Annotated in this window: 16 protein-coding genes and 1 pseudogene; 11 read left to right on the top strand and 6 right to left on the bottom strand. The window is 63.8% G+C overall.

The window, feature by feature from the left end; genetic code table 11:
• The first annotated feature begins 74 nt into the window (after positions 1-74).
• Positions 75-779 (top strand): VIT family protein, encoded by a 705-nt coding sequence (locus KVF90_RS09385; protein WP_264391329.1) that lies wholly within the window; start codon positions 75-77, stop codon positions 777-779.
• A 45-nt stretch (positions 780-824) separates the two neighbouring features.
• Here the strand turns inward: KVF90_RS09385 and KVF90_RS09390 are convergent, their stop codons facing one another.
• Together KVF90_RS09390 and KVF90_RS09395 are read right to left on the bottom strand one after the other, a co-directional pair.
• Complete coding sequence (locus KVF90_RS09390; RefSeq protein WP_264391330.1) at positions 825-1,493, bottom strand: hypothetical protein; 669 nt, start codon at positions 1,491-1,493, stop codon at positions 825-827.
• The gene (locus KVF90_RS09395) at positions 1,493-3,124 is read right to left on the bottom strand and encodes a S8 family serine peptidase (protein ID WP_264391331.1); all 1,632 of its coding nucleotides are present in this window, start codon (positions 3,122-3,124) and stop codon (positions 1,493-1,495) included. The genes KVF90_RS09390 and KVF90_RS09395 overlap by 1 nt, the downstream gene beginning before the upstream one ends.
• A 141-nt stretch (positions 3,125-3,265) precedes the next feature.
• On the opposite strand from KVF90_RS09395, the gene KVF90_RS09400 reads away from it, so the two are divergent.
• On the top strand, positions 3,266-3,787 hold the full coding sequence (locus tag KVF90_RS09400) for an RNA polymerase sigma factor (protein ID WP_264391332.1): 522 nt from the start codon (positions 3,266-3,268) through the stop codon (positions 3,785-3,787).
• Positions 3,784-4,584: a hypothetical protein gene (locus KVF90_RS09405; protein ID WP_264391333.1), complete on the top strand. Its 801-nt coding sequence runs from the start codon at positions 3,784-3,786 to the stop codon at positions 4,582-4,584. Before KVF90_RS09400 ends, KVF90_RS09405 begins: the two co-directional genes overlap by 4 nt.
• A gap of 74 nt (positions 4,585-4,658) precedes the next feature.
• Here KVF90_RS09405 and KVF90_RS09410 read toward each other — a convergent pair whose 3' ends face one another.
• Positions 4,659-5,729 (bottom strand): porin, encoded by a 1,071-nt coding sequence (locus KVF90_RS09410; RefSeq protein WP_264391334.1) that lies wholly within the window; start codon positions 5,727-5,729, stop codon positions 4,659-4,661.
• A gap of 391 nt (positions 5,730-6,120) precedes the next feature.
• Between KVF90_RS09410 and KVF90_RS09415 the strand changes: the two genes are divergently transcribed.
• From KVF90_RS09415 to KVF90_RS09435, 5 genes are all read left to right on the top strand, one after another.
• The gene (locus KVF90_RS09415; protein ID WP_264391335.1) at positions 6,121-7,128 is read left to right on the top strand and encodes a hypothetical protein; all 1,008 of its coding nucleotides are present in this window, start codon (positions 6,121-6,123) and stop codon (positions 7,126-7,128) included.
• Positions 7,118-7,885, top strand: coding sequence for a 7TM domain-containing protein (locus KVF90_RS09420; RefSeq protein ID WP_264391336.1), 768 nt, complete (start codon positions 7,118-7,120; stop codon positions 7,883-7,885). The genes KVF90_RS09415 and KVF90_RS09420 overlap by 11 nt, the downstream gene beginning before the upstream one ends.
• A 1-nt stretch (position 7,886) precedes the next feature.
• Entirely contained in the window at positions 7,887-8,894 is a 1,008-nt protein-coding gene (locus KVF90_RS09425; RefSeq protein ID WP_264391337.1) for a sugar-transfer associated ATP-grasp domain-containing protein, read from the top strand.
• Positions 8,895-9,268: 374 nt separating this feature from the next.
• Positions 9,269-10,921: a glycosyltransferase family 2 protein gene (locus KVF90_RS09430; RefSeq protein WP_264391338.1), complete on the top strand. Its 1,653-nt coding sequence runs from the start codon at positions 9,269-9,271 to the stop codon at positions 10,919-10,921.
• Positions 10,911-12,539 carry a tetratricopeptide repeat protein gene (locus KVF90_RS09435; protein ID WP_264391339.1) on the top strand — a complete coding sequence of 543 codons (1,629 nt, stop codon included), beginning with the start codon at positions 10,911-10,913 and terminating at the stop codon, positions 12,537-12,539. The genes KVF90_RS09430 and KVF90_RS09435 overlap by 11 nt, the downstream gene beginning before the upstream one ends.
• A 452-nt stretch (positions 12,540-12,991) precedes the next feature.
• Here the strand turns inward: KVF90_RS09435 and KVF90_RS09440 are convergent, their stop codons facing one another.
• Positions 12,992-13,225 carry a hypothetical protein gene (locus tag KVF90_RS09440; RefSeq protein WP_264394710.1) on the bottom strand — a complete coding sequence of 78 codons (234 nt, stop codon included), beginning with the start codon at positions 13,223-13,225 and terminating at the stop codon, positions 12,992-12,994.
• Between the two features lie 142 nt (positions 13,226-13,367).
• Here KVF90_RS09440 and KVF90_RS09445 point away from each other — a divergent pair, with 142 nt between their 5' ends.
• Positions 13,368-13,499: a hypothetical protein gene (locus KVF90_RS09445; RefSeq protein ID WP_264394712.1), complete on the top strand. Its 132-nt coding sequence runs from the start codon at positions 13,368-13,370 to the stop codon at positions 13,497-13,499.
• A gap of 119 nt (positions 13,500-13,618) precedes the next feature.
• On the opposite strand, the gene KVF90_RS09450 is transcribed toward KVF90_RS09445, so the two are convergent.
• Positions 13,619-15,022: a flavin monoamine oxidase family protein gene (locus KVF90_RS09450; RefSeq protein WP_264391340.1), complete on the bottom strand. Its 1,404-nt coding sequence runs from the start codon at positions 15,020-15,022 to the stop codon at positions 13,619-13,621.
• 80 nt (positions 15,023-15,102) lie between these two features.
• The gene (locus KVF90_RS09455; protein WP_264391341.1) at positions 15,103-16,182 is read right to left on the bottom strand and encodes a class II histone deacetylase; all 1,080 of its coding nucleotides are present in this window, start codon (positions 16,180-16,182) and stop codon (positions 15,103-15,105) included.
• Between the two features lie 166 nt (positions 16,183-16,348).
• Here KVF90_RS09455 and KVF90_RS09460 point away from each other — a divergent pair, with 166 nt between their 5' ends.
• Positions 16,349-16,951, top strand: coding sequence for a TetR/AcrR family transcriptional regulator (locus KVF90_RS09460; protein WP_264391342.1), 603 nt, complete (start codon positions 16,349-16,351; stop codon positions 16,949-16,951).
• 285 nt (positions 16,952-17,236) lie between these two features.
• Positions 17,237-17,869 (top strand): annotated as a pseudogene (locus KVF90_RS09465) (tyrosine-type recombinase/integrase).
• Positions 17,870-17,991: the final 122 nt, after the last annotated feature.

The following is a 17,991-nucleotide window of genomic DNA, read 5'->3' on the forward strand; positions in this document are numbered from 1 at the left end:
GTCCGCGCTTGCTTTCGCGGGGCGGAAGGCGGACAACGGGACACGCAAACCCCTCTTATCAGAAGCAGCAAGTCATGGCAGCGGACAGCGCCCATCCCGATGATCCGCATTATGTCCACCGCACCGGCTGGCTGCGGGCAGCGGTACTGGGTGCCAATGACGGGATCATCTCGGTTGCCTCGCTGATTATCGGAGTGGCGGCCGCAACGCCTGAGCCGGAGGCAGTCATGATCGCCGGGATTGCCGCGCTGATGGCGGGGGCGATGTCGATGGCAGCGGGCGAGTATATCTCGGTTTCGAGCCAGGCAGATTCCGAGCGCGCCGATATCCGCCGCGAGCGCGAAGCACTCACCGAAACACCTGCCGCCGAAGAGGCCGAGCTGGCCGGCATCTACCGCGCGCGCGGCCTGAGCGCAGAGACTGCCGCTGCCGTGGCGCGTGAACTGACCGCGCTTGATCCCTTGGCCGCGCATGTGCGCGATGAACTCGGCCTCTCGGAGCATCTTGCGGCGCGGCCGTTGCAGGCGGCTTTGGCGTCTGGCGTTACCTTCAGCGCCGCTGCGGCGGTGCCACTGGTTGCGGCGTGGCTGGCCCCGGCGGCGGCCATCATTGTCACGGTGGTCGCCGTGTCGATCCTTGCTCTCGCGATCCTCGGCGCGCTCGGAGCGAAGGCAGGCGCGGCGCCGATGGTCCCGGCCGTCGCGCGGGTGGTCGGTTGGGGGGTGTTCGCCATGGCTGTCACCGCCGCCGTCGGGCGGCTGTTCGGGGTGAGCGTCTGATCGATCCGGGGGGCCGCCGGGCAGGGCGCAGGCGAGGCAATGGCCCTACTGCCGCTTGCCGGTCGCGCCTGACTGGCGCGCCGCGCGTGCCAATGCCGTCAATCGTGCCTTGCTCGCCGCCGGCCCCGATAGGGCCGCCACCAGTTCGACGGTGCGGGTGGTGCCGCGCAGGTAATTGACCGTGACGCGCCGGACATAGTGACCGAGTTCGGGCGCATAATCCCATTCGCGCTGTTCGAGCAGGCGCATGGTCGTCGGGGAGTAGCGATCGCACTTGACCGGGATCGTATCGTAAGTGCCCGCCTTGACAGTGTAGGCTTTGAGCTTGCCGGCCTTGCAGACCCATAGGCTGACAGAGCGCCGGACCGGCGACTGGGCATTTGCCTTGGTTTCGGTCACGACCCGGAAGCGCGCCGATTTGCCCTTGCCGATCGGCCACAGGGCGTCGGGCTTGCCGTGCACCTCGCGCCGGCCGGTGGAGCGCCCGTTGCGCCATTCCAAGACGGGAACGACGAAGTTGCGACTGCGCTGGTAGCTCGTACCGCCAAGGCCCGCCCAGGTCATCGTCGCGCCCTCGGCATTGATCACCCGTTCAACCCGGCCATCCGAAAAGACGAAGGCATCACCCGGCTCGTAATCGGGCAGAGGGACCGGCGCGGCAAAGGCAGCGGCGGCGGCAACGGACAGCGATGCCGCGGCGATATGTCCCGCCATCACTGATCGGCTCCGACGAGGCCCGCACCATAAATGGGATCGCGCCCGCGCGCGCCGAGATCCCGCGCTTCGGTCTCAAGCGCGCGGATCACGCGCCGGGCTGCGGCGGGATCGGGCTTGGTCATCTGGCTGGCGAGCCTTGCTGCGACAACCGGTGCGGCAAAGGAGGTGCCGGTTGCATCGCGCAGAAGGCCTTTGGCGTCGATCGCGGCAACGGCTACGCCGCGGGCCGAAAAGTCGACGTGCTCGCCGCGGTTGGCGTAGCGATAGACCCGGTTCTGCGCGTCAACCGCAGTGACGCCAACGACATTGTCATAGGCGCCGGGGAATACTGGCGGTGCGGCGGGACCATCATTTCCCGCTGCCGCCACGATCACATGGCCACGCTTGTTGATGCGCGCGATTGCACCGGCCACGGTCGGGTTTCGCGGGCCGGACAGGCTGATGTTGATCACCGGCACGCCCTGCGCAGCCAGCCAGTCCAGCGCCTTGATCAGCGCAAGGCTCGATCCCGCCGTCTCGCGCGGGCCGGCAAAGATATCGGCGACGAACAGCTTCGTGCGCGCTGCCGGATTGGCTTTGGTTCCGGCCATCAGGTGCGCGACCGCCGTCCCATGCAAGCGGGGCTCGGCGGCCTTGCTGTTGAAGGCCCGCTGGCTCAGAGTGACATGCTTGAAATAGGCCAGGTCGGTGGCGATCCCGGTATCGATCAGGCCGATCTGGCACCCGCAGGCGATCCGCTGCGGGGGGCTGCCCTGCTTGCTGCGCTTGGTCTGTACCGCAGAACTGTCGAACAGGTGGTTATAACCGATGGTGTCGGGATCGGCGATCGCTTCAAGCGCGTCGAGCGCGGCTTGATCGCTCATCTGGGCGGGGCCGCGCAGCAGCAAGAGCGTGCCGTCGACCGATGCGAGGCGGGTGCTCTCGACGACGGTGAAGCCGCCGGTCTTGAGTTCAGCCAAATCGCCACTGGTCAGATCAAGCGCGATGAACTCGCCGCGTCGATAGCGGAAACCGTCGCCATCGGTGTCAATACGGTCGCGCTCGTCGAGTGCGGCGCGTTCGGCCTCGGTCTCGCCGCTGGTAAGCAGCCATTGGCCGGGGTCATCGTCGAGATCATCGCCGCCGTCGTCTGTGTCACCGCGATCGTCGGTGATGTCGTCATTGCCGCCGCCATCATCGTCTCCGCCGGCTGTGCCGCCATCATCGTCATCACCGTCGTTGCCGCCGGCTGCGCCGTCGTCATCGTCGCCGCCAGCAGCCCCGTCATCATCATTACCGCCAGCAGCGCCGTCGTCGTCATCGCCGCCGCCTGCTCCGCCGTCATCGCCGCCGTCGCCACCTGCGCCGTCGTCATCTCCGGCATCGTCGCCGCCCCCCGGATCGTCATCACCCCCCGGATCGTCATCACCCAAGTCATCGCCGCCAGGATCGTCGTCGCCTAGATCGTCGCCGTCGGGGTCGCCCTCACCAGGGTCCTGATCGTCAGGGTCACCGCCATCGTCGTCGTCATCGTCATCATCATCGCCACCCGCATCCTGCGCTGCGAGCGGGACCGGCCACGCCATAATGATGGTGCCGCCCACCATACCCAGCATCAGCAGATATGCGACGATGATCCTGATCTGCATCGATTGTCCCCAAAGCCCCCGCCAAATAAAGCCGGAAGCGGTCTTTCGTTCCTATTCTTCTTAGATACGAAACTGACTGTTCTTTTATTCCGCTGACCTGTCTATGGACGGAATGTTTCCACTCGCTGAACCGTTGGTCTCATGAACCGCCCGATGACTCCGGACGAAACGACAAGGCAGGCGCTGATCGCGCTGATCCCGCGCCTGCGCCGTTTCGCCCGGGTGCTGACGGGGTCGATCGCCGATGCGGACGATGTCGTCCAGGCGAGCCTGGAGAAAGCGATGCTGAATTTGAACCAATGGCAGCCCGGAACCCGGCTTGATGCCTGGGTGTTCCGGATTGCCCGTAACCACTGGGTTGATGACCGGCGCCGGGCGCATAACCGGATGGGCCACGATGATATCGGCGAGATGCTCGATCTGGCTGGCGATGATGGTGTGGCGGTGGTCGAAGCCAGCGCCGAGGCGCGAATGGTGCGTGCCGCAGTGGACGGCTTGCCGCCCGAACAGCGCGATGTGGTCGCGCTGGTGATGCTCGAGGAGCTGAGCTATCGCGAGGCGGCCGATTTGCTCGGCTTGCCGATCGGCACGGTAATGAGCCGCCTGTCGCGCGCCAAGGCGGCGTTGGCGAAACGCATGACCGAGGAAAGGGCAGTTCAATGAGCCAGTCCTTCACCGATGCCCAGCTTGCTGCGTTCCTCGACGGGACGCTTGAGGACGAGACGCTGATCGATGCGATCGAGGCGGCGATCAATGCCGATCCGGCGCTGGCCGCAAGAGCCGAGGGGCTGGCCGCAGCCGAGCCAGCCGGATCGGCCGTGCGCGATGCCTATGCCCCGGTGCTCGCAGCGCCGGTGCCGGAACGCCTGGTCGCGGCGGTCACAGCGCGCGAGGCTCCCGATGTTGCGCAGGTGGTCGATCTGGCCGCTGCGCGCGCTGCCCAGCCGCGCAGCTTGCCGACGCCTGCCAATGATGCCGGACATGGCAGCTGGCGCTGGCCGCAATTCGGCGCGATGGCCGCCAGCCTTGCGCTGGGCGTGATGATCGGCGGTCCGCTTCTGACAGGCAACGGCGGGAAGGCCACGGGCGGCGGCGAACTGGTGCTGGCCAGCGCCGATCTCGACGCGATGCTCGCCACTGCGCCGAGCGGGCAGAAGGTTGATCTCGCCGCACTCGGGCAAGGTGAAGTGGTCCTGACCTTCCGCAATGCCGACGGCGAACTATGCCGTCAGTTCACGATCGCGGCGCCCGCGGGCGCGACCAGCGATGCGCTCGCCTGCACGGGCGGCACGGATGCCGGTTGGCAGATCGAGGCCTATGGTCGCCGCGCCGCACCGGCGGGCGAGATGAAGCTGGCCGGCGGTGATGCCGCTCCAGCAGTCGTCGCGGCAGTCGATGCGATGATCGACAGCGATCCGCTGATCGGCGCGGACGAACTGGCCGAACTCGGCAAAAAGTAAGGGGCTGATCCAACAAAAAAGCCCGGGCAGGTCGCCAGACCGCCCGGGCTTTTCGTGTTCGATGGCAGGGGTCGTCAGATCGTGAACTGTATCTCGAGCACGCTGGCAAAGCCCTCGTCCACTGCAAACAGGAAGCGTTCTTCGCGGAACGAGACCACATCGGCGCGGATTTCGATATTGGGATGCAGGCGGTAGAAACCGCCGACGCCGATGAGGCGATTCTCGCGGTCCGATGAGCGGGTCATCGCCACGCTTCCCGCAACGCCCCAGCCGGGCGTGATCCAGCCCACCCCGCCGTTCACTTCCCACTGGTCGAACCCGCGGTCCAGCCGGTTGGAATCGCCGCGATCGACATAGGCCGCGCCGATCCGCAAGGACCCGCGCCGCGCCTCTGCGCCGACGCTCCAGCTGTTGAGATCGGCGCGAGTGGTCAGCGGGTCGGCCTGTCCCGTGGCATAGCCGCCGCTCGCGCCCAGAATCCAGTCACCGACGGGCTTCTGGTATTGCACGCCAAATTCGAAGGCATCGTTCACCTCGATCCGCTCGCGCGAGTCCACTGCGGCGGGATTGCGGCGCACCTTGGGCGAGTAGGATACGCCCCCGCGCAGGCCCTCGACCGGAGGCGAGAGGTAGATCACCTTGAAGGCATCTTGCGTATCAAGCGCGCGCAGCAGCGCCTGGGTACCGGCGTAGCGCGAGAATTCACCGCGCACCTGACCGAGCGCCACCAGCGGAGCGGCAAAGGCGAGGGTGTCGGCGGGGCCGTCCTGAAGCCCCACTTCGACGCGTCCATAATCGCTTGCGACAAAGCCGTAGATTTCGCCTGCTTCGAGCACTTCGGAGGCACGGCGGCGGCTGTTCTGTTCGGCATTTACCCCGATGATGATCCCGCCGGGCGAGGTCCACTGCGCGTTGATCCGCGCGAAGAGATCAACCTTGGCATCGGGGGAATCGGTCGCCGGATCGTTGTCGTCAAACACCGCCGCCTGGGATGCAGCACCGCCGGTCAGGCGAATGTCGAAGCCCTGCCACTGCACCTCGAGCCGGGGCAGAGCCTCGTCAGCCTGCGCCGCCGAGGACATGGCGATCATCGCGCCGAGCAGGGTGGTGCGCCCAAGGCCGCGGATCGCTGTTGTTGTCTTCATCGTTAAACCTTCAATTAGCGGCCGAAGGGCCAAGTTTTGCATATAACAATCTATGTTAAGTTTTGTGCCATCATTGTGAAAGGTCGGCGCGCGCTCTGATGCGTCCGATAGGCCCGCCATTGCTGCTACGAAGGCAGCCGACGCTATCGTCGAACGTCAGCCACGACCGCATCATCGCCCATCGTCCGCGTGGCGGAGAATTATCCTTGATGATCGCTGCGGCACGGCAGGGCTCCTGTCGCAAGGCTGACCTCTGCGAACGTGCGGCGGCCTTCGACTATTCCCGATCACGGCAAAAAAGATGTCTTTGCAGGCAGTGGGAATAAGCCCCCTGTCAGCCCCGTTTGCTTCACGAACCGGCGCAATCGCCGGACCGCAACAGGAGCTTTCGGTGACCTCTTCCAAACAAATAATTCCCAGACTGATGCAGGCGCTGGCGCTTGGCATCCCGGCGTTCTGCTTCGCCGGCGCCGCGCTGGCCGAGACGGGCCAGAGTGATGAGCCCGAACAGGGCAGCGGCATCGATGCCGACGAAAACGAAGCACAGGCCAAGGCCAAGGATGGCACGGACGGCTCGGCCTGGCGGCTCGAGCCGGGCCTCAGGCTCACCATGCGCGGCATTACCGCGCGCACCACCGCGCCGGGCGAAGACGAGGTGATTGATGGCAATGCGATCGCGCTGGTCGCCGCGCCCTCGCTGATGCTGACCCGAGACGATGTCACGGTGACGCTTCGCAATGCCACCACGCGGCTCGAATTCGAGGATCCGGGCCGCGCCGATCGTTGGCAGAACGCCGCACGGCTCAGCGTCAACTACGATCTGTCGGATGCGACCCGCGTGACCGCCTTTGGCGAGCGCAGCGACAATATCCTTGCTGCCGAATTCACATCGACCGACGAATGGGAGTTCGGCGGCGAGCTGATGCATAGTCTCGACGCGGCCAACCGGGTCCAGATCGGCGCGAGCTGGCGGGAGCGCAGCTATGATGACGCCGCCGGTTCCAAGGGGGATGGTATCCGGGTCGATGGCGAATATCGCTACCGCTTCGGCGCCAACCACTTTGCCTTCCTGCGCGGCCGTTACGACGAAATCAATTCCGCCGAGGCCCGCCGCGATCTGTCGCGCTGGCTGGCCGAAGCCAGTTACCAGCGCCCGCTTGCGGCCGATCTCAGGCTGCGCGGCGAATTGAGCTACCAGAAGCTCGACTTCACCGGCCGTCCGGTGGCGGGCGGGGGCACGCGTCAGGACGATCTGTTCTGGCCGGAGCTGACCTTGATCTGGAGCCCGGGCGCGTGGCGCATCGCGGGCGAGGCGCGCTACATTGTTCGCAATTCCACCGATCCGGCATTCGACCGCTCTGGTTATCGCTTCGAAGTGGAGGTGAGCCATGCGTTCTGACGATCTCCACCTGCCGGGCGACATCGCATTGCTGCGTACCGCCTATGCTCTGGCCGCAGCGCTGGTCGCGACCTTCGGCGCGGTTGTCTGGACGCTGTTCGACCGGTCCGACAACATCATCACCGATGCCGTTATCGCCATGTTCGGCGATCCCTCACGCCCTTGGGATCTGCCCGGACTGCATCTGCTGCTGGTGATGCCGATGGGGGCCTGCGTGGTGGTGTTCGTGCGGTCTGTGCTGGGGTGGAAGACCTTTGGCCTGTTCACCCCGATGCTGCTGGCGCTGGCCTATCTTCAATCCGGACCGATTGCCGGGCCGGTGATTTCGACCACCGCGATCCTGATCGGCATGGCCGCCGTGCCGTTCCTGAAGCTGCTCAACCTCTCGCGCGTGGGATTTCTCGGCACGCTCATCGCGATCGTGGTCTCCGCGCTCGGCGGGATGGCGCTGGAGTTCCATCAACCTGCGCTGGTCAGTGCGTTTCCGGTGGTGGTCACGGCGCTGATTGTCGAGCGGTGGTGGAATGCCTTTGAAGCCGATGGCCCGAAAAAGGCGCTGCGCATGACGGCGACCACGCTTGCCGTCGCGCTCGCTATCCAAGCCCTTGTCGCCGCTCCGCCGGTGGTAAGCCTCGCCGCCGAGCGCCCGCTTGCGCTGCCGCTGGTGTGCATCGTGCTGATGATCCTGCTGGGCCGATATCAGGGCCTGCGCCTGTCCGAAATTGCGCGTTTCCGCGCTGCTGCCAAGGGAGCCTGACATGACCGTTCTCGGAATGAACCGCCGCAATGCCCTGATCGCCCGGCTCAACCCGCGCGAGGCAATCAAGGGAGTGAACCAGAAGTATGAAACCAAGGAACGGCTCGCGCTTTCGGGCGTGCCGGTGCCTCCGACCGTTGCGCTGATCGCCGACGAGGCCGAGGCGGCCGCGTTCGATTATGGCAGCCTGCCCGATGCTTTCGCCATCAAACCCAATCGCGGGCGCCGCGGGGAAGGGGTGATCCTCGTCGATGGTCGCTTGCCCGCCAGCGAGGGGGGCGGTTGGCGCAAGCTCAATGGCGAAACCCTGACGGTGCGGATGCTACGTGCGCATGTGACGCGCATTCTTGCCGGGGAGCTTTCGCTGGAAGGCAGCAATTCCGATGCCGCCCTGATCGAGCCGCTGATCCGCACCCATCCCGCGTTTGCCCGAATGGTTCCCTTCGGCCTTCCCGATATCCGGATCATCTGCCTTGGCGATGTGCCGCTGATGGCGATGACACGCCTGCCGACAGAGGAATCAGGAGGGCGCGCAAATCTGCATCAGGGCGCGGTTGGCGCGGCGATCGATTTCCGTGACGGTTCGATTTTCCGCGCGGTTCTGGGGCAGGATGAAGTGTGGGATCACCCCTCAACCGAAGTTGCACTGATCGGAGCGCGCCTCCCTTACTGGCGCGAGACGGTACAGGCAGCGCAGCGTTGCTCGGGCGCGCTGGGGCTGGGCTATGTCGGGGTCGATCTGGTGATCGATGCGACGCGCGGCGTGCAGGTTCTGGAATGCAATGCCTATCCCGGCCTCGAAATCCAGAACGTCAATGGCGCCGGCCTTGGCGCGCGGGTCGATCGGGTCTTGCGCCAGCAGCGCGAACGGGAGCGGGAGGCGCGCTGGGCGGGGCACCATCATCGCTATGCCGGAGTGCGCCCGCTCCGCGATCTGGGTGCAGCACTGCACCGCGGTGCCGGACGCGTGGCCGAGGCGTGGGCCAGCTCGGTGCCGCTTGCGGCCTGATCGCCGACGTTTCTGAAAGCCCGGGTGCCTGGGGGACCGCGGGCGGGGGCTGGCGGGTGCCAGACCTCGCCTTGTTCGTCCCCCTGACCCCTCCTTGACCCCTTCTAGACCCCGCTTAGCCTCGCCTAGGCCCCCTCTAGGTCGGCGTTGTTCCGAGGTTTCACGGGAAACATTTTCTCAAGCCGGGCGGGAATAAGCACCTCTTGTGAACCGTTAACCAGATGCCAGCCGGATCGACCCGTCCGGTTGGCATCGGTCCCGCCACGGGTCGGCGGCGGGCCTCCCCTCACGCTCAGGAGAAGCCCGTGCATGCCACGACGACCCCCCGTGTGCTCCGCCTTGCTGGAGCCAGCCACACCCTGCGGATGCCGGCCATGAAGCGCGCCGATGCCGCGATCCTTGTCGCGATGATCGCCTGGTCCACCGCCTTCGCGCTGGCAAGCTTCCACCACGAGCCCGGTGCCCGCCCTGCGGATTGGCGCGAATGGCTGATTGCTGCGGTTTTGCACGCACCTTTCCTCGCAATTCTTTCGTTCCTTTTTTTCGGCCTGATCGAGCGTTTCGACTATTTCCGGATCGCTGCACGCCCCCCGCGTCCTGGCAAGCTTCCTCTCCGAACGCCCAAGGTTTGTGCGCAATTGCCGATGTTTAATGAGGATGCCGTGGCTGAGCGGGTGATCGCTGCGGCCTGCGCGCTCGATTGGCCGCGCGATGCGCTGGAAGTGCAGGTGCTCGATGATTCCACCGATCCCGAAACTTGCCGCCGGGTGCGGGCCTTCTGCGAGGAGATCGCCGTGCGTACCGGGGTCGATTGCCGCTGGGTCCATCGTACCGACCGGCAAGGCTATAAGGCCGGCGCACTGGAAGCGGGGCGGCATCAGACGAATGCGGAATACTTTGCGATCTTCGACGCCGACTTCGTCCCCCCGACCGACTTTCTGACCCGCGCAATCCCGCATTTCTACGACATAACCGGGCGTCCGTTCGCCGACCTTGCGGTTGTGCAGGCGCAGTGGGGGCACCTCAATGATACCGAGAGCTTCCTGACCTGTGCGCAGGCCTTGTGGGTGGACGATCACCACACTCTGCAAAAGACCTGGCGCAGCGGGGTGATTGGGTTCGTCAACTTCACCGGCACCGCCGGGGTGTGGCGCGGCCGGGCGATCGAGGCCGCGGGCGGCTGGCGCGCGGCAAGCCTCGTCGAGGATTGCGAGCTCAGTATCCGCGCACTGTTCGCCGGATACCGCACGCGCTTCGTCGGCACTATCGTTGCGCCCGCAGAGCTGCCCTCCACCATCGCCGCCTACCGCTCGCAGCAGAAGCGCTGGACGCAGGGTTGGGCTCAACTCCAGCGGCTGCATATGCCGACCCTGCTAATGCGATACCCCGCATCCTTCGCGCGCCGGCTCTACCTTGCCTATTTCGCCGGGATTTCATGGCAGTGGTTCCTGTGGACCATCTGGATCATGGTCCTGCCCTTCCTGATCGCGAGCGGCATGTGGCTGGGTGCTGTGGCGATGGAATACGCGGTCGCCGCCTATGTTTTCCCGCCGATGTTCTTCGCGGCGTTTGCAGGGACCATCGCCGCCAACGAGGCCCGCCCGACCTATGCGCTGCAGGGCCGCAACGGCTGGCGGGCGCGGCTGCTGCGCATTGGCCGAGTGGTACCGTACATGATCCTCAATACCGGCATGATGCCGCACCACTTCTGCGCCTTCCTTGAAGGGATGTTGGGGCCGCTCCACGCCGAATTCGTGCGCACCCCCAAAACCGCCTCGACCGGTGCGGCAGGCGCCGCCGGTGCGGGAAGGGCCCCGCGGCCCAAGACGACGATCAAGGACGCGAGTTACCTCAAGTTCGAGCTGTTCTTCTGTCTGACGCTCGTCGTCTGGGCCGCATTCTTTGTCCATGCCGGGCAGGTCTTCGCCGCCTTCTGGTCCGTGTGGATTCTCGTCTGCGTGGTCGGCCTCAGAGCCGCGCCATTCCTCAATTCCATGCGTGCCAAGGAACCTGCCAATGCCTGCTAATGCCATGATCCGCCTGCTGCTGGGTACCGCACTCGGCGTTGCTCTGGCTGCCACTTCGGCGACCGCACAGGATGCCGCCGAAGCAGCCGTTGCCGAAGCCCGCCGCGCCGCTGATGCCGGGCGCAATGCCGAGGCCATAGCCCCCTACCGTGAAGCTTTGCGCCAGGCGGAAGGCGCGCGGCCCGACTGGCGGCTTGAGCTCGCCGAGCAGCTGACGTGGGCGGGGGACCTTGATGCGGCTGTTGCGGAATACCGTCAGGTGATCGCCAGCGGGCAGGGCGATTTGATGGAGAAGGCGCAGACCGGCTTGGGCCGTGCACTGGCGCGGCGCGGGGAGTATGTTCTCGCGGTTGCAGCTTTCGATGCCGCGCTGGCGCTCGATCCGTCGGACCGCGAGGCGGCGCTACTGCGCGCGCAGGCCCTGTCCTGGGACAACCGGCAGGCCGAAGCCGAGGCTGCTTATATCGCCCTTTTGGCACGCGATCCGGCAGACGAGCGCGCGCTGCTCGGCCTTGCCCGTGTACAAAGCTGGCGCGGACGGCAGCGCGCGGCGCTGGCGACGCTGGGGCGGCTTCCGGGTGAGCCCGCAGATCCAGTCGAGGCGACCACCATCACCGCCGAAGCCCAGCAATGGCTCGGCCGTCCCGATCGCGCCGCTGCCACGTTGCGCGCCCGCCTTGGCGCCGTGCCCGACGATTCCCGCGCGCGCTGGCTGCTAGAACGGCTGGCGCGCGATACACGCCACGAAGCGCGCTTCGATGCGCGGCGCTTCGACCAGTCGGATGGGCTCGATGTGGAACAGTACAATCTCGGCGCGGATTACCGTTTCGCCGGGGGTCGGGGACGGGTCGGGCCGCGGCTGGCCTATGCCGCCTTCGACCCCTTCGATGGCCCCGGTGATACCATCACCGTCACCCGCATCGCCGCCAGCGGGGGCTGGCGACTGTCAGACAATGTCGATCTGAACGCAACCATCGGGGTGGACAGCATCGACGAACCGGGGCCCGGGCGCACACAGGATTATCTCACCTATGACGCTTATCTGACCCTTTTCCCCGAAGATCGGGTGCGGATCGACCTCGGTGCACAGCGTTTCACGCTCGACAGCGAGCCAACCTTGCGCAGCCGCGTGGTGGTCGACCAGTTCAAGATCTCTGCTGATGTCCTGCCGACCGAGCGCAGCCGCCTGACAGTGCGCGCTGCCCATGCCGATTACACAGACGGCAACCGCCAGTCGTGGTGGCAAGCCGAGTTCGAACAGCGCGTCGCCATGGCGCCGCGCGTCCATGTCGGTCTGCGCTATACCGGCACCAGCTTTCGGCTGGTCAATCAACCGGGCTATTTCAGCCCCAGTGAATATCACGCGATGGAAGCCACGGCGCGGTTCGATGGGCAGGCGGGCCCGCGCACCTGGTATGGGTTTCGTGCCAACGCGGGTGCAGAACGCGATGCGGGTAGTGCCGCACGCTTCATTGTCAGCGGCACGGTCTATCTGCGCCAGCAACTTTCGCAAGCCATCGATATCGAAGCTGCCTATGATTACAGTTCTTCGAGCGCGGCATCCTCTACCGGCTTCGAACGTGGCATCGCAAGGATCAGCCTGGTTGCACGCTTTTGAGGCTTGAGCGCAGTTCAGCCACAGGAAGTGGCACCCAGGTGCGGCCATTGCCGTCACACGGAGTCTTGCCCGTGATCACAGCTGTATTCTGCCGGCGGGGACCGCACCACCTTGTCTTTCCGCAAGGGGGAAATGCGTTATTTCTTGGATGATTATCGCAAAAAGTGGTCGGGGAGACAGGATTTGAACCTCTTAGTGCATAAATATGCAATTATTTTAAAATGTTAACCGCATTTTCCGACTTACCGGCACCGCTACCAACAGGCATTTTATCGCAACTCTTGCGCGGCCTGTCAGTTATCCACAATCTCGCTGTGGCTCGGGCGATCTAAGTGCATCCCGTCACAGCAAGCACCGAGTGAATTTCAAAATTCGAGGAAAATCGGCTTCCAACGCGTGTTGGCCGATGGTCCCATGTGAGCCTGTGGTCGATGCCGCATTAGATGAATCCTTTAAATCCCGATCCCGCTTCCCCTACCAAGATTGGCGCCATGAGTGACCGCGAGCTCGCAACCAAGACTGCGACCTGACTCGAAACTGGGGCCGAGCTCGCGCTTGCGGTTGGCAAGGATCGACTTCAGGTGCGGATCGTGTCCAAGGCTTTTTGCCATGTCGCCGATCGCAGAGCGCGTTGCCCTGTAGCCGGGCATGTCGGCGGTGCGGATCAGTGCGCAGCTCAGTTTCAAGCTGAAGCGCTTGCCTCGCGTGCGACGCCGAGCATCGCGCTCTTGCCGGTCCCGGCTTAGCCAACGACGACGCCGAGACCGCGCTCGCCGTTGGCCGCGAGAACTCAAGAAGGATCGGGCGCGCTACTCGAAGCATTACCGCGTGACTAAAGAGGATCTCGAATGGTTCGGTGCACAGGTTGAGGAGCTCGGAGGCGTCGTGCACGAGGTCTGCTCGGAGCGGATCGAGAGTTTCAGAGCCGAGGCAAAAGCGAAGCCCGACAAGGTCCTGTAATTGTGCGGGGCTTTGTACGTCTGCTTTTGTGCACCTTTGGGAAAAAGCTGCCGTTCGGGAATCGACCTCAAATCGGACCTAACAAAGGGTATGTGATCTTCGTCTTTGTCCAGCCCTTCTCAAGCGTGTCTCTCTTTAAGGCCGGGGTCATTTCTGGCCGCGTCTGTGGCCTGCGAAAGAGCAGACAGCACTTCTTCTGCAGCACATTCCCCTGACTGGATCGCCCCTTCGATGTAGCCGGTCCAGTGTCGAGACGTTTCTGTTCCCGCCCAGACTATTGGGCCGACCGCCTGGCGGAGCCAAGACCCGTGCCGGGCAAACATCCCTGGCGGGAAATAAGCACCATAGCATCCGCCAGACCATACCTCTGCGGTCCAATCGGCCTCCACGTAATCCACCGGCGTCATCGCAGCAGGACCGAAGTGATCGGCCAGCATCGACAGCACGGCATTGCGCCGATGATTTGCACTGCTGTCCCCATGGCGCAGGGCGTGATCGCCATCAAAGAAGCCCGCAATTACGCCAAGCGGCTGACCGGTGGGGGAGACATCAAAGCAGGGAGAGCAAGGCGCATCGTCCCGCACAATGGAACCATTGAAGCCCAAATCGCGCCAGAAAGGACGATCATAAGCTACCCAGTATTTAATTGCCGATCCCATCGCCACCCGCGCATGAAGCGATGCTTTTGGCTGCGGGAGAGGCGGGCAAAATCCAATTCGCGGAACAAGGGTCGGAGGCACCGCGACAATCACTCGCGAGGCTTGATATGTGCCCCGCTGGGAATGGACGGTGGCACACGCACCTTTCCAATCAATGGCCGTAACGGGTTCATCAAGATGGAGGCGCGCTCCGATTGCCTCCCCCATCCTGCGCGCGATCTGGTGAACCCCGCCATGAAACAGAAAGTTCTGCGCGCCGCCCGTCTCGGCCGACATTAGGATTTCAAGCCCACCTGCTGACTTGAGATAGTTCACAAAGAACAGAAGCGAAATCTGATCGGCTTCGGCGCAGAGGATAGAGAAACAAAGAAGCCGGTAAAGCTGCCGCACCCTCTCGCTTCGGACGTTGTCCATGACCCATTGCTCGACCGTCTGCGCGTCCAGCACCGCTGCTTGTTCATGCGACCAGGGCTGTTCGCAGTCGATAGCGGCCACAAGGCGGTCCAGCTTCCGGCTTGCGGTAAGGTAGGAAAGCTTATCCCACCAGGTCAGCAACCCGTCCATCCGCTCGCGCTCGCCATGATGCTCCCGGCCGTGCAGCCGGAATATGCTCTTGCCGTCGAGATGTGTGGGGTATGTTTCTACCTGAAACTGTTGCGCCAGCGCGGCAAGCCTTGCCTGCGTCGGACCGAGCCACATGCCGCCAAGATCGATCTCGAGGCCGGCCAACTTGCCGTGCTTGGTCCGACCGCCAACCCGGTCCCGCGCCTCGAGCACGATAAAGTCGTCGCAGCCTTTCTCCATCAGTCGGGCCGCCGCCGCGAGGCCGGAAAAGCCCGCTCCGATAATGATGACATCAGGCATGGCGCATGGCCCTTTTGCAAGTGAACTGACACCAGCCAGCGGAAGCGCCATCAGCCGACGGGCGCGAATGGGGACATTTTTCAGCATACAGGTCGCAGCAGCGGCGCAGCGGCGCGTGCGGCGTCGATGGCCGCTCTTTGGTGCGATTGTAGCTCCTGCCCCGGCATCGCGTCGATCATCGGCGCAAACGGATCAATGCATCCGGTCGACACGCCGCTCAGCGCTTCCACCACGGCGAGCCCGCAAAAGGGAACATATTCGGCAGAATATCCGCCCTCATGCACGAAGCATACGCGCCCGTTGATCCGGTGATCTGACCAGACCAAAAGCTTCTCGGTCATAAGGCGGTAATGGGCCGAACTGAGCATCATTGCCGCAAGCGGATCCATGGCGCAGGCATCGAAACCGCACGATACAATCAGGATTTCAGGATCGAACGCGTCGAGCGCCGGGAGCACAATCTGGTCGATCGCGTGGAGATATGCACCCCCGCCCGAACCTGCCGGAAGCGGGACGTTGATGTTGAAGCCAACTCCGGCGCCTTCGCCGACAGCGTCTGTTCCTCCGCGTGCCATCGGATAGAGGCCATCCTGATGTACCGAAATGACCAGCGTCTCGCTGTCGGTCAAAAATGCGCTCTCGGTTCCATTTCCGTGATGCACATCCCAATCGATCACGGCTACGCACCGCACGTCGGAAGTGTTGCGCAAGTGGTGAATGGCAATCGCCACATTGTTGAAAATGCAGAACCCGCGGCCCATGGTCGGCCCGGCGTGGTGCCCGGGCGGACGGCAGAGTGCATAGGCGTTGCGGACTTCACCGGAGGCCACAGCCGCCAGTGCGGCCATCGCCCCGCCAGCAGCGAGCAAGGCGATCTCATAAGTGCCCGGGCCAACCAGCGCGAATTCGCCTGCATCGCCGCCGCTGCCTGAGCTCAACCGCTGCACGCGCTCGACGTAGGCGGCATCATGAACCGCAAGAATGTCGGCGAGGGCAGCGGGGGCGAAAGGTACGGGCTTGAGGCGGGGTGTGAGTTCGTAACCGTCCATGAGGTTCTTCAGGCGACGCTTCGTTTCAGCGCTCTCGAAGTGGACGCCCGGCTGATAGATTCCCCGCGCGGGTAGGACCGCGACCGACGGCCCCGCGTCGTGCCACATCATTCGTTCATGCCAAACAAAACCGGTTGCCATCGCAATCTCCATTCGACTCCGAATTAATCGAACGCGTTCGGATATGTCAATCCTCGAAACTTCATGCTACCGAGGCAGGATGGTTGATCCTGTTCGTCACATGGCTGTCGGCAAATCTGTGCGGGGGCGGCCGCGGATGAGCGATTCTGCGGTTGCGGACGTGCGCCAACAGATCATCGATCGCGCCAAGACCCTCTTCCAAACAGAAGGTTATGGTGCTGTCTCGATGCGGCGACTGGCTGCCGAAACGAACCGCGGTGTCGCCACGATTTACGAGTATTTTCCCTCAAAGGCGGACTTGTTGCGCCACGTCTGGGCAGACTTCTTCGATGAGATCTTCAGCCAGATATCGGATGCCAGCCAAGGAAAGATCGGGCTTGCGGCCTTAAAGGCGATGGCGACCGCTTACGCCGAGTATTGGTTCGAGCATCCAGACAGGTTCCGAATGGTGTTCTTCAATGAGGATCGGTCCGAGCAAGGAGAGCCGCTGTTTGTTCATCGTTTTTCGATGGAGTCCCGGCTGCATCCCTTGTTGACCGCGATCGAAGAAGGCCAAGCAGCGGGCGAGATCATACCTGGCGATCCGGTAACACTGCTACAGGTTCTGGTCGGATTTGTGCATGGCGCCGCATTGAACCTGATCACAATCAGCGAATTTGAATGGGTGGAACGCGACCAGCTCATAAGCACGGCGCTGCGTTTGCTTGAAAGACAGGCTTCGACGAGCGATCGTCTTTGAACAGCGCGCGTGAACGAGAATCTGCGTTTGCCGACCAGCGCCCAGCGTCGTCTCTAGTTAACGTCAAGTTCGGCAGTGCACGGCGCGCCAAAAGCCGCCATTCGCAAATCCACCCATGAGCTGCCATGAGCTGGGCAGAGGCGCGATCCCGAACACTGCCCTTTTGCGAGCATGCGCCTGAGGCCGCGTAGACCGTTATTACGGTGCCTCGGCGTGCCCAGCGCTATGTGCTTGGCTTGGCGCGCGTTCTTTCTTCCTGGCCAATCAAGGCCATGGAGAAAGATGATGACCTACTCTCACCTCGACCCCGCCATGCAAAACCGGGTCTCGTGGAATGCTGGCAGAACCGTCGGCACCAAGCGGCCATTTACCCAAAGGCAGATTTAGGCGATCCGGTTCTTCCTCGATCGCGACGAGCGACTGCGAGATCGCGCTCTGTTCGACCTGGCGATCGACCGGAAACTGCGGGGCTGCGATCTGGTAAAGCTCAAGATCGGCGATCTCGTGGCCGGAACTGAAGTCCGCGACCGCGCGATGATCATTCAGCGGAAAACCGGTCGACCCGTGCAATTTGAGATCACCGCTGACGCCCGCTCGAGCCTGGCGACATGGCTACTGCGACGGGGCGGCACCATCGATGATTTCGTGTTCCCAAGCAGAATTCATTCCGGCCAACCGATGAGCACGCGGCAGTATGCCCGGCTCGTCGATGAATGGGTCACCGCGGTCGGGTTGCGGACGGAAGACTACGGCACCCACTCCATGCGCCGCACCAAGGCGGCCATGATCCACCGGACAACCGGAAATCTGCGGGCGGTCCAAATTTTGCTTGGTCACTCCAAGATCGAGAACACGGTCCGGTATCTCGGGGTCGACGTTGAGGATGCTCTTGTCCTGGCGGAGCGCATCGAGGTCTGACAATACTGGCGGCCGTCGGCAAGCTCCGATGGCCGCTTTTGTCGAAGTTCGACGATCACTGAATCGGCAACAAGTGGGTGGAAAACGGTCAATCATCTTTAGCTGATGTCGCCGCATAAAGG

Origin of the sequence: Porphyrobacter sp. ULC335 (assembly GCF_025917005.1) — a bacterium.
Lineage (GTDB): Bacteria > Pseudomonadota > Alphaproteobacteria > Sphingomonadales > Sphingomonadaceae > Erythrobacter.

Excerpts from the sequence above, each read along its gene's own strand:
- KVF90_RS09385 (WP_264391329.1), top strand. The coding sequence starts at position 75 with ATGGCAGCGGACAGCGCCCATCCCGATGATCCGCATTATGTCCACCGC.
- KVF90_RS09390 (WP_264391330.1), bottom strand. The coding sequence starts at position 1,493 with ATGGCGGGACATATCGCCGCGGCATCGCTGTCCGTTGCCGCCGCCGCT.
- KVF90_RS09395 (WP_264391331.1), bottom strand. The coding sequence starts at position 3,124 with ATGCAGATCAGGATCATCGTCGCATATCTGCTGATGCTGGGTATGGTG.
- KVF90_RS09400 (WP_264391332.1), top strand. The coding sequence starts at position 3,266 with ATGAACCGCCCGATGACTCCGGACGAAACGACAAGGCAGGCGCTGATC.
- KVF90_RS09405 (WP_264391333.1), top strand. The coding sequence starts at position 3,784 with ATGAGCCAGTCCTTCACCGATGCCCAGCTTGCTGCGTTCCTCGACGGG.
- KVF90_RS09410 (WP_264391334.1), bottom strand. The coding sequence starts at position 5,729 with ATGAAGACAACAACAGCGATCCGCGGCCTTGGGCGCACCACCCTGCTC.
- KVF90_RS09420 (WP_264391336.1), top strand. The coding sequence starts at position 7,118 with ATGCGTTCTGACGATCTCCACCTGCCGGGCGACATCGCATTGCTGCGT.
- KVF90_RS09425 (WP_264391337.1), top strand. The coding sequence starts at position 7,887 with ATGACCGTTCTCGGAATGAACCGCCGCAATGCCCTGATCGCCCGGCTC.
- KVF90_RS09430 (WP_264391338.1), top strand. The coding sequence starts at position 9,269 with ATGAAGCGCGCCGATGCCGCGATCCTTGTCGCGATGATCGCCTGGTCC.
- KVF90_RS09435 (WP_264391339.1), top strand. The coding sequence starts at position 10,911 with ATGCCTGCTAATGCCATGATCCGCCTGCTGCTGGGTACCGCACTCGGC.
- KVF90_RS09450 (WP_264391340.1), bottom strand. The coding sequence starts at position 15,022 with ATGCCTGATGTCATCATTATCGGAGCGGGCTTTTCCGGCCTCGCGGCG.
- KVF90_RS09455 (WP_264391341.1), bottom strand. The coding sequence starts at position 16,182 with ATGATGTGGCACGACGCGGGGCCGTCGGTCGCGGTCCTACCCGCGCGG.
- KVF90_RS09460 (WP_264391342.1), top strand. The coding sequence starts at position 16,349 with ATGAGCGATTCTGCGGTTGCGGACGTGCGCCAACAGATCATCGATCGC.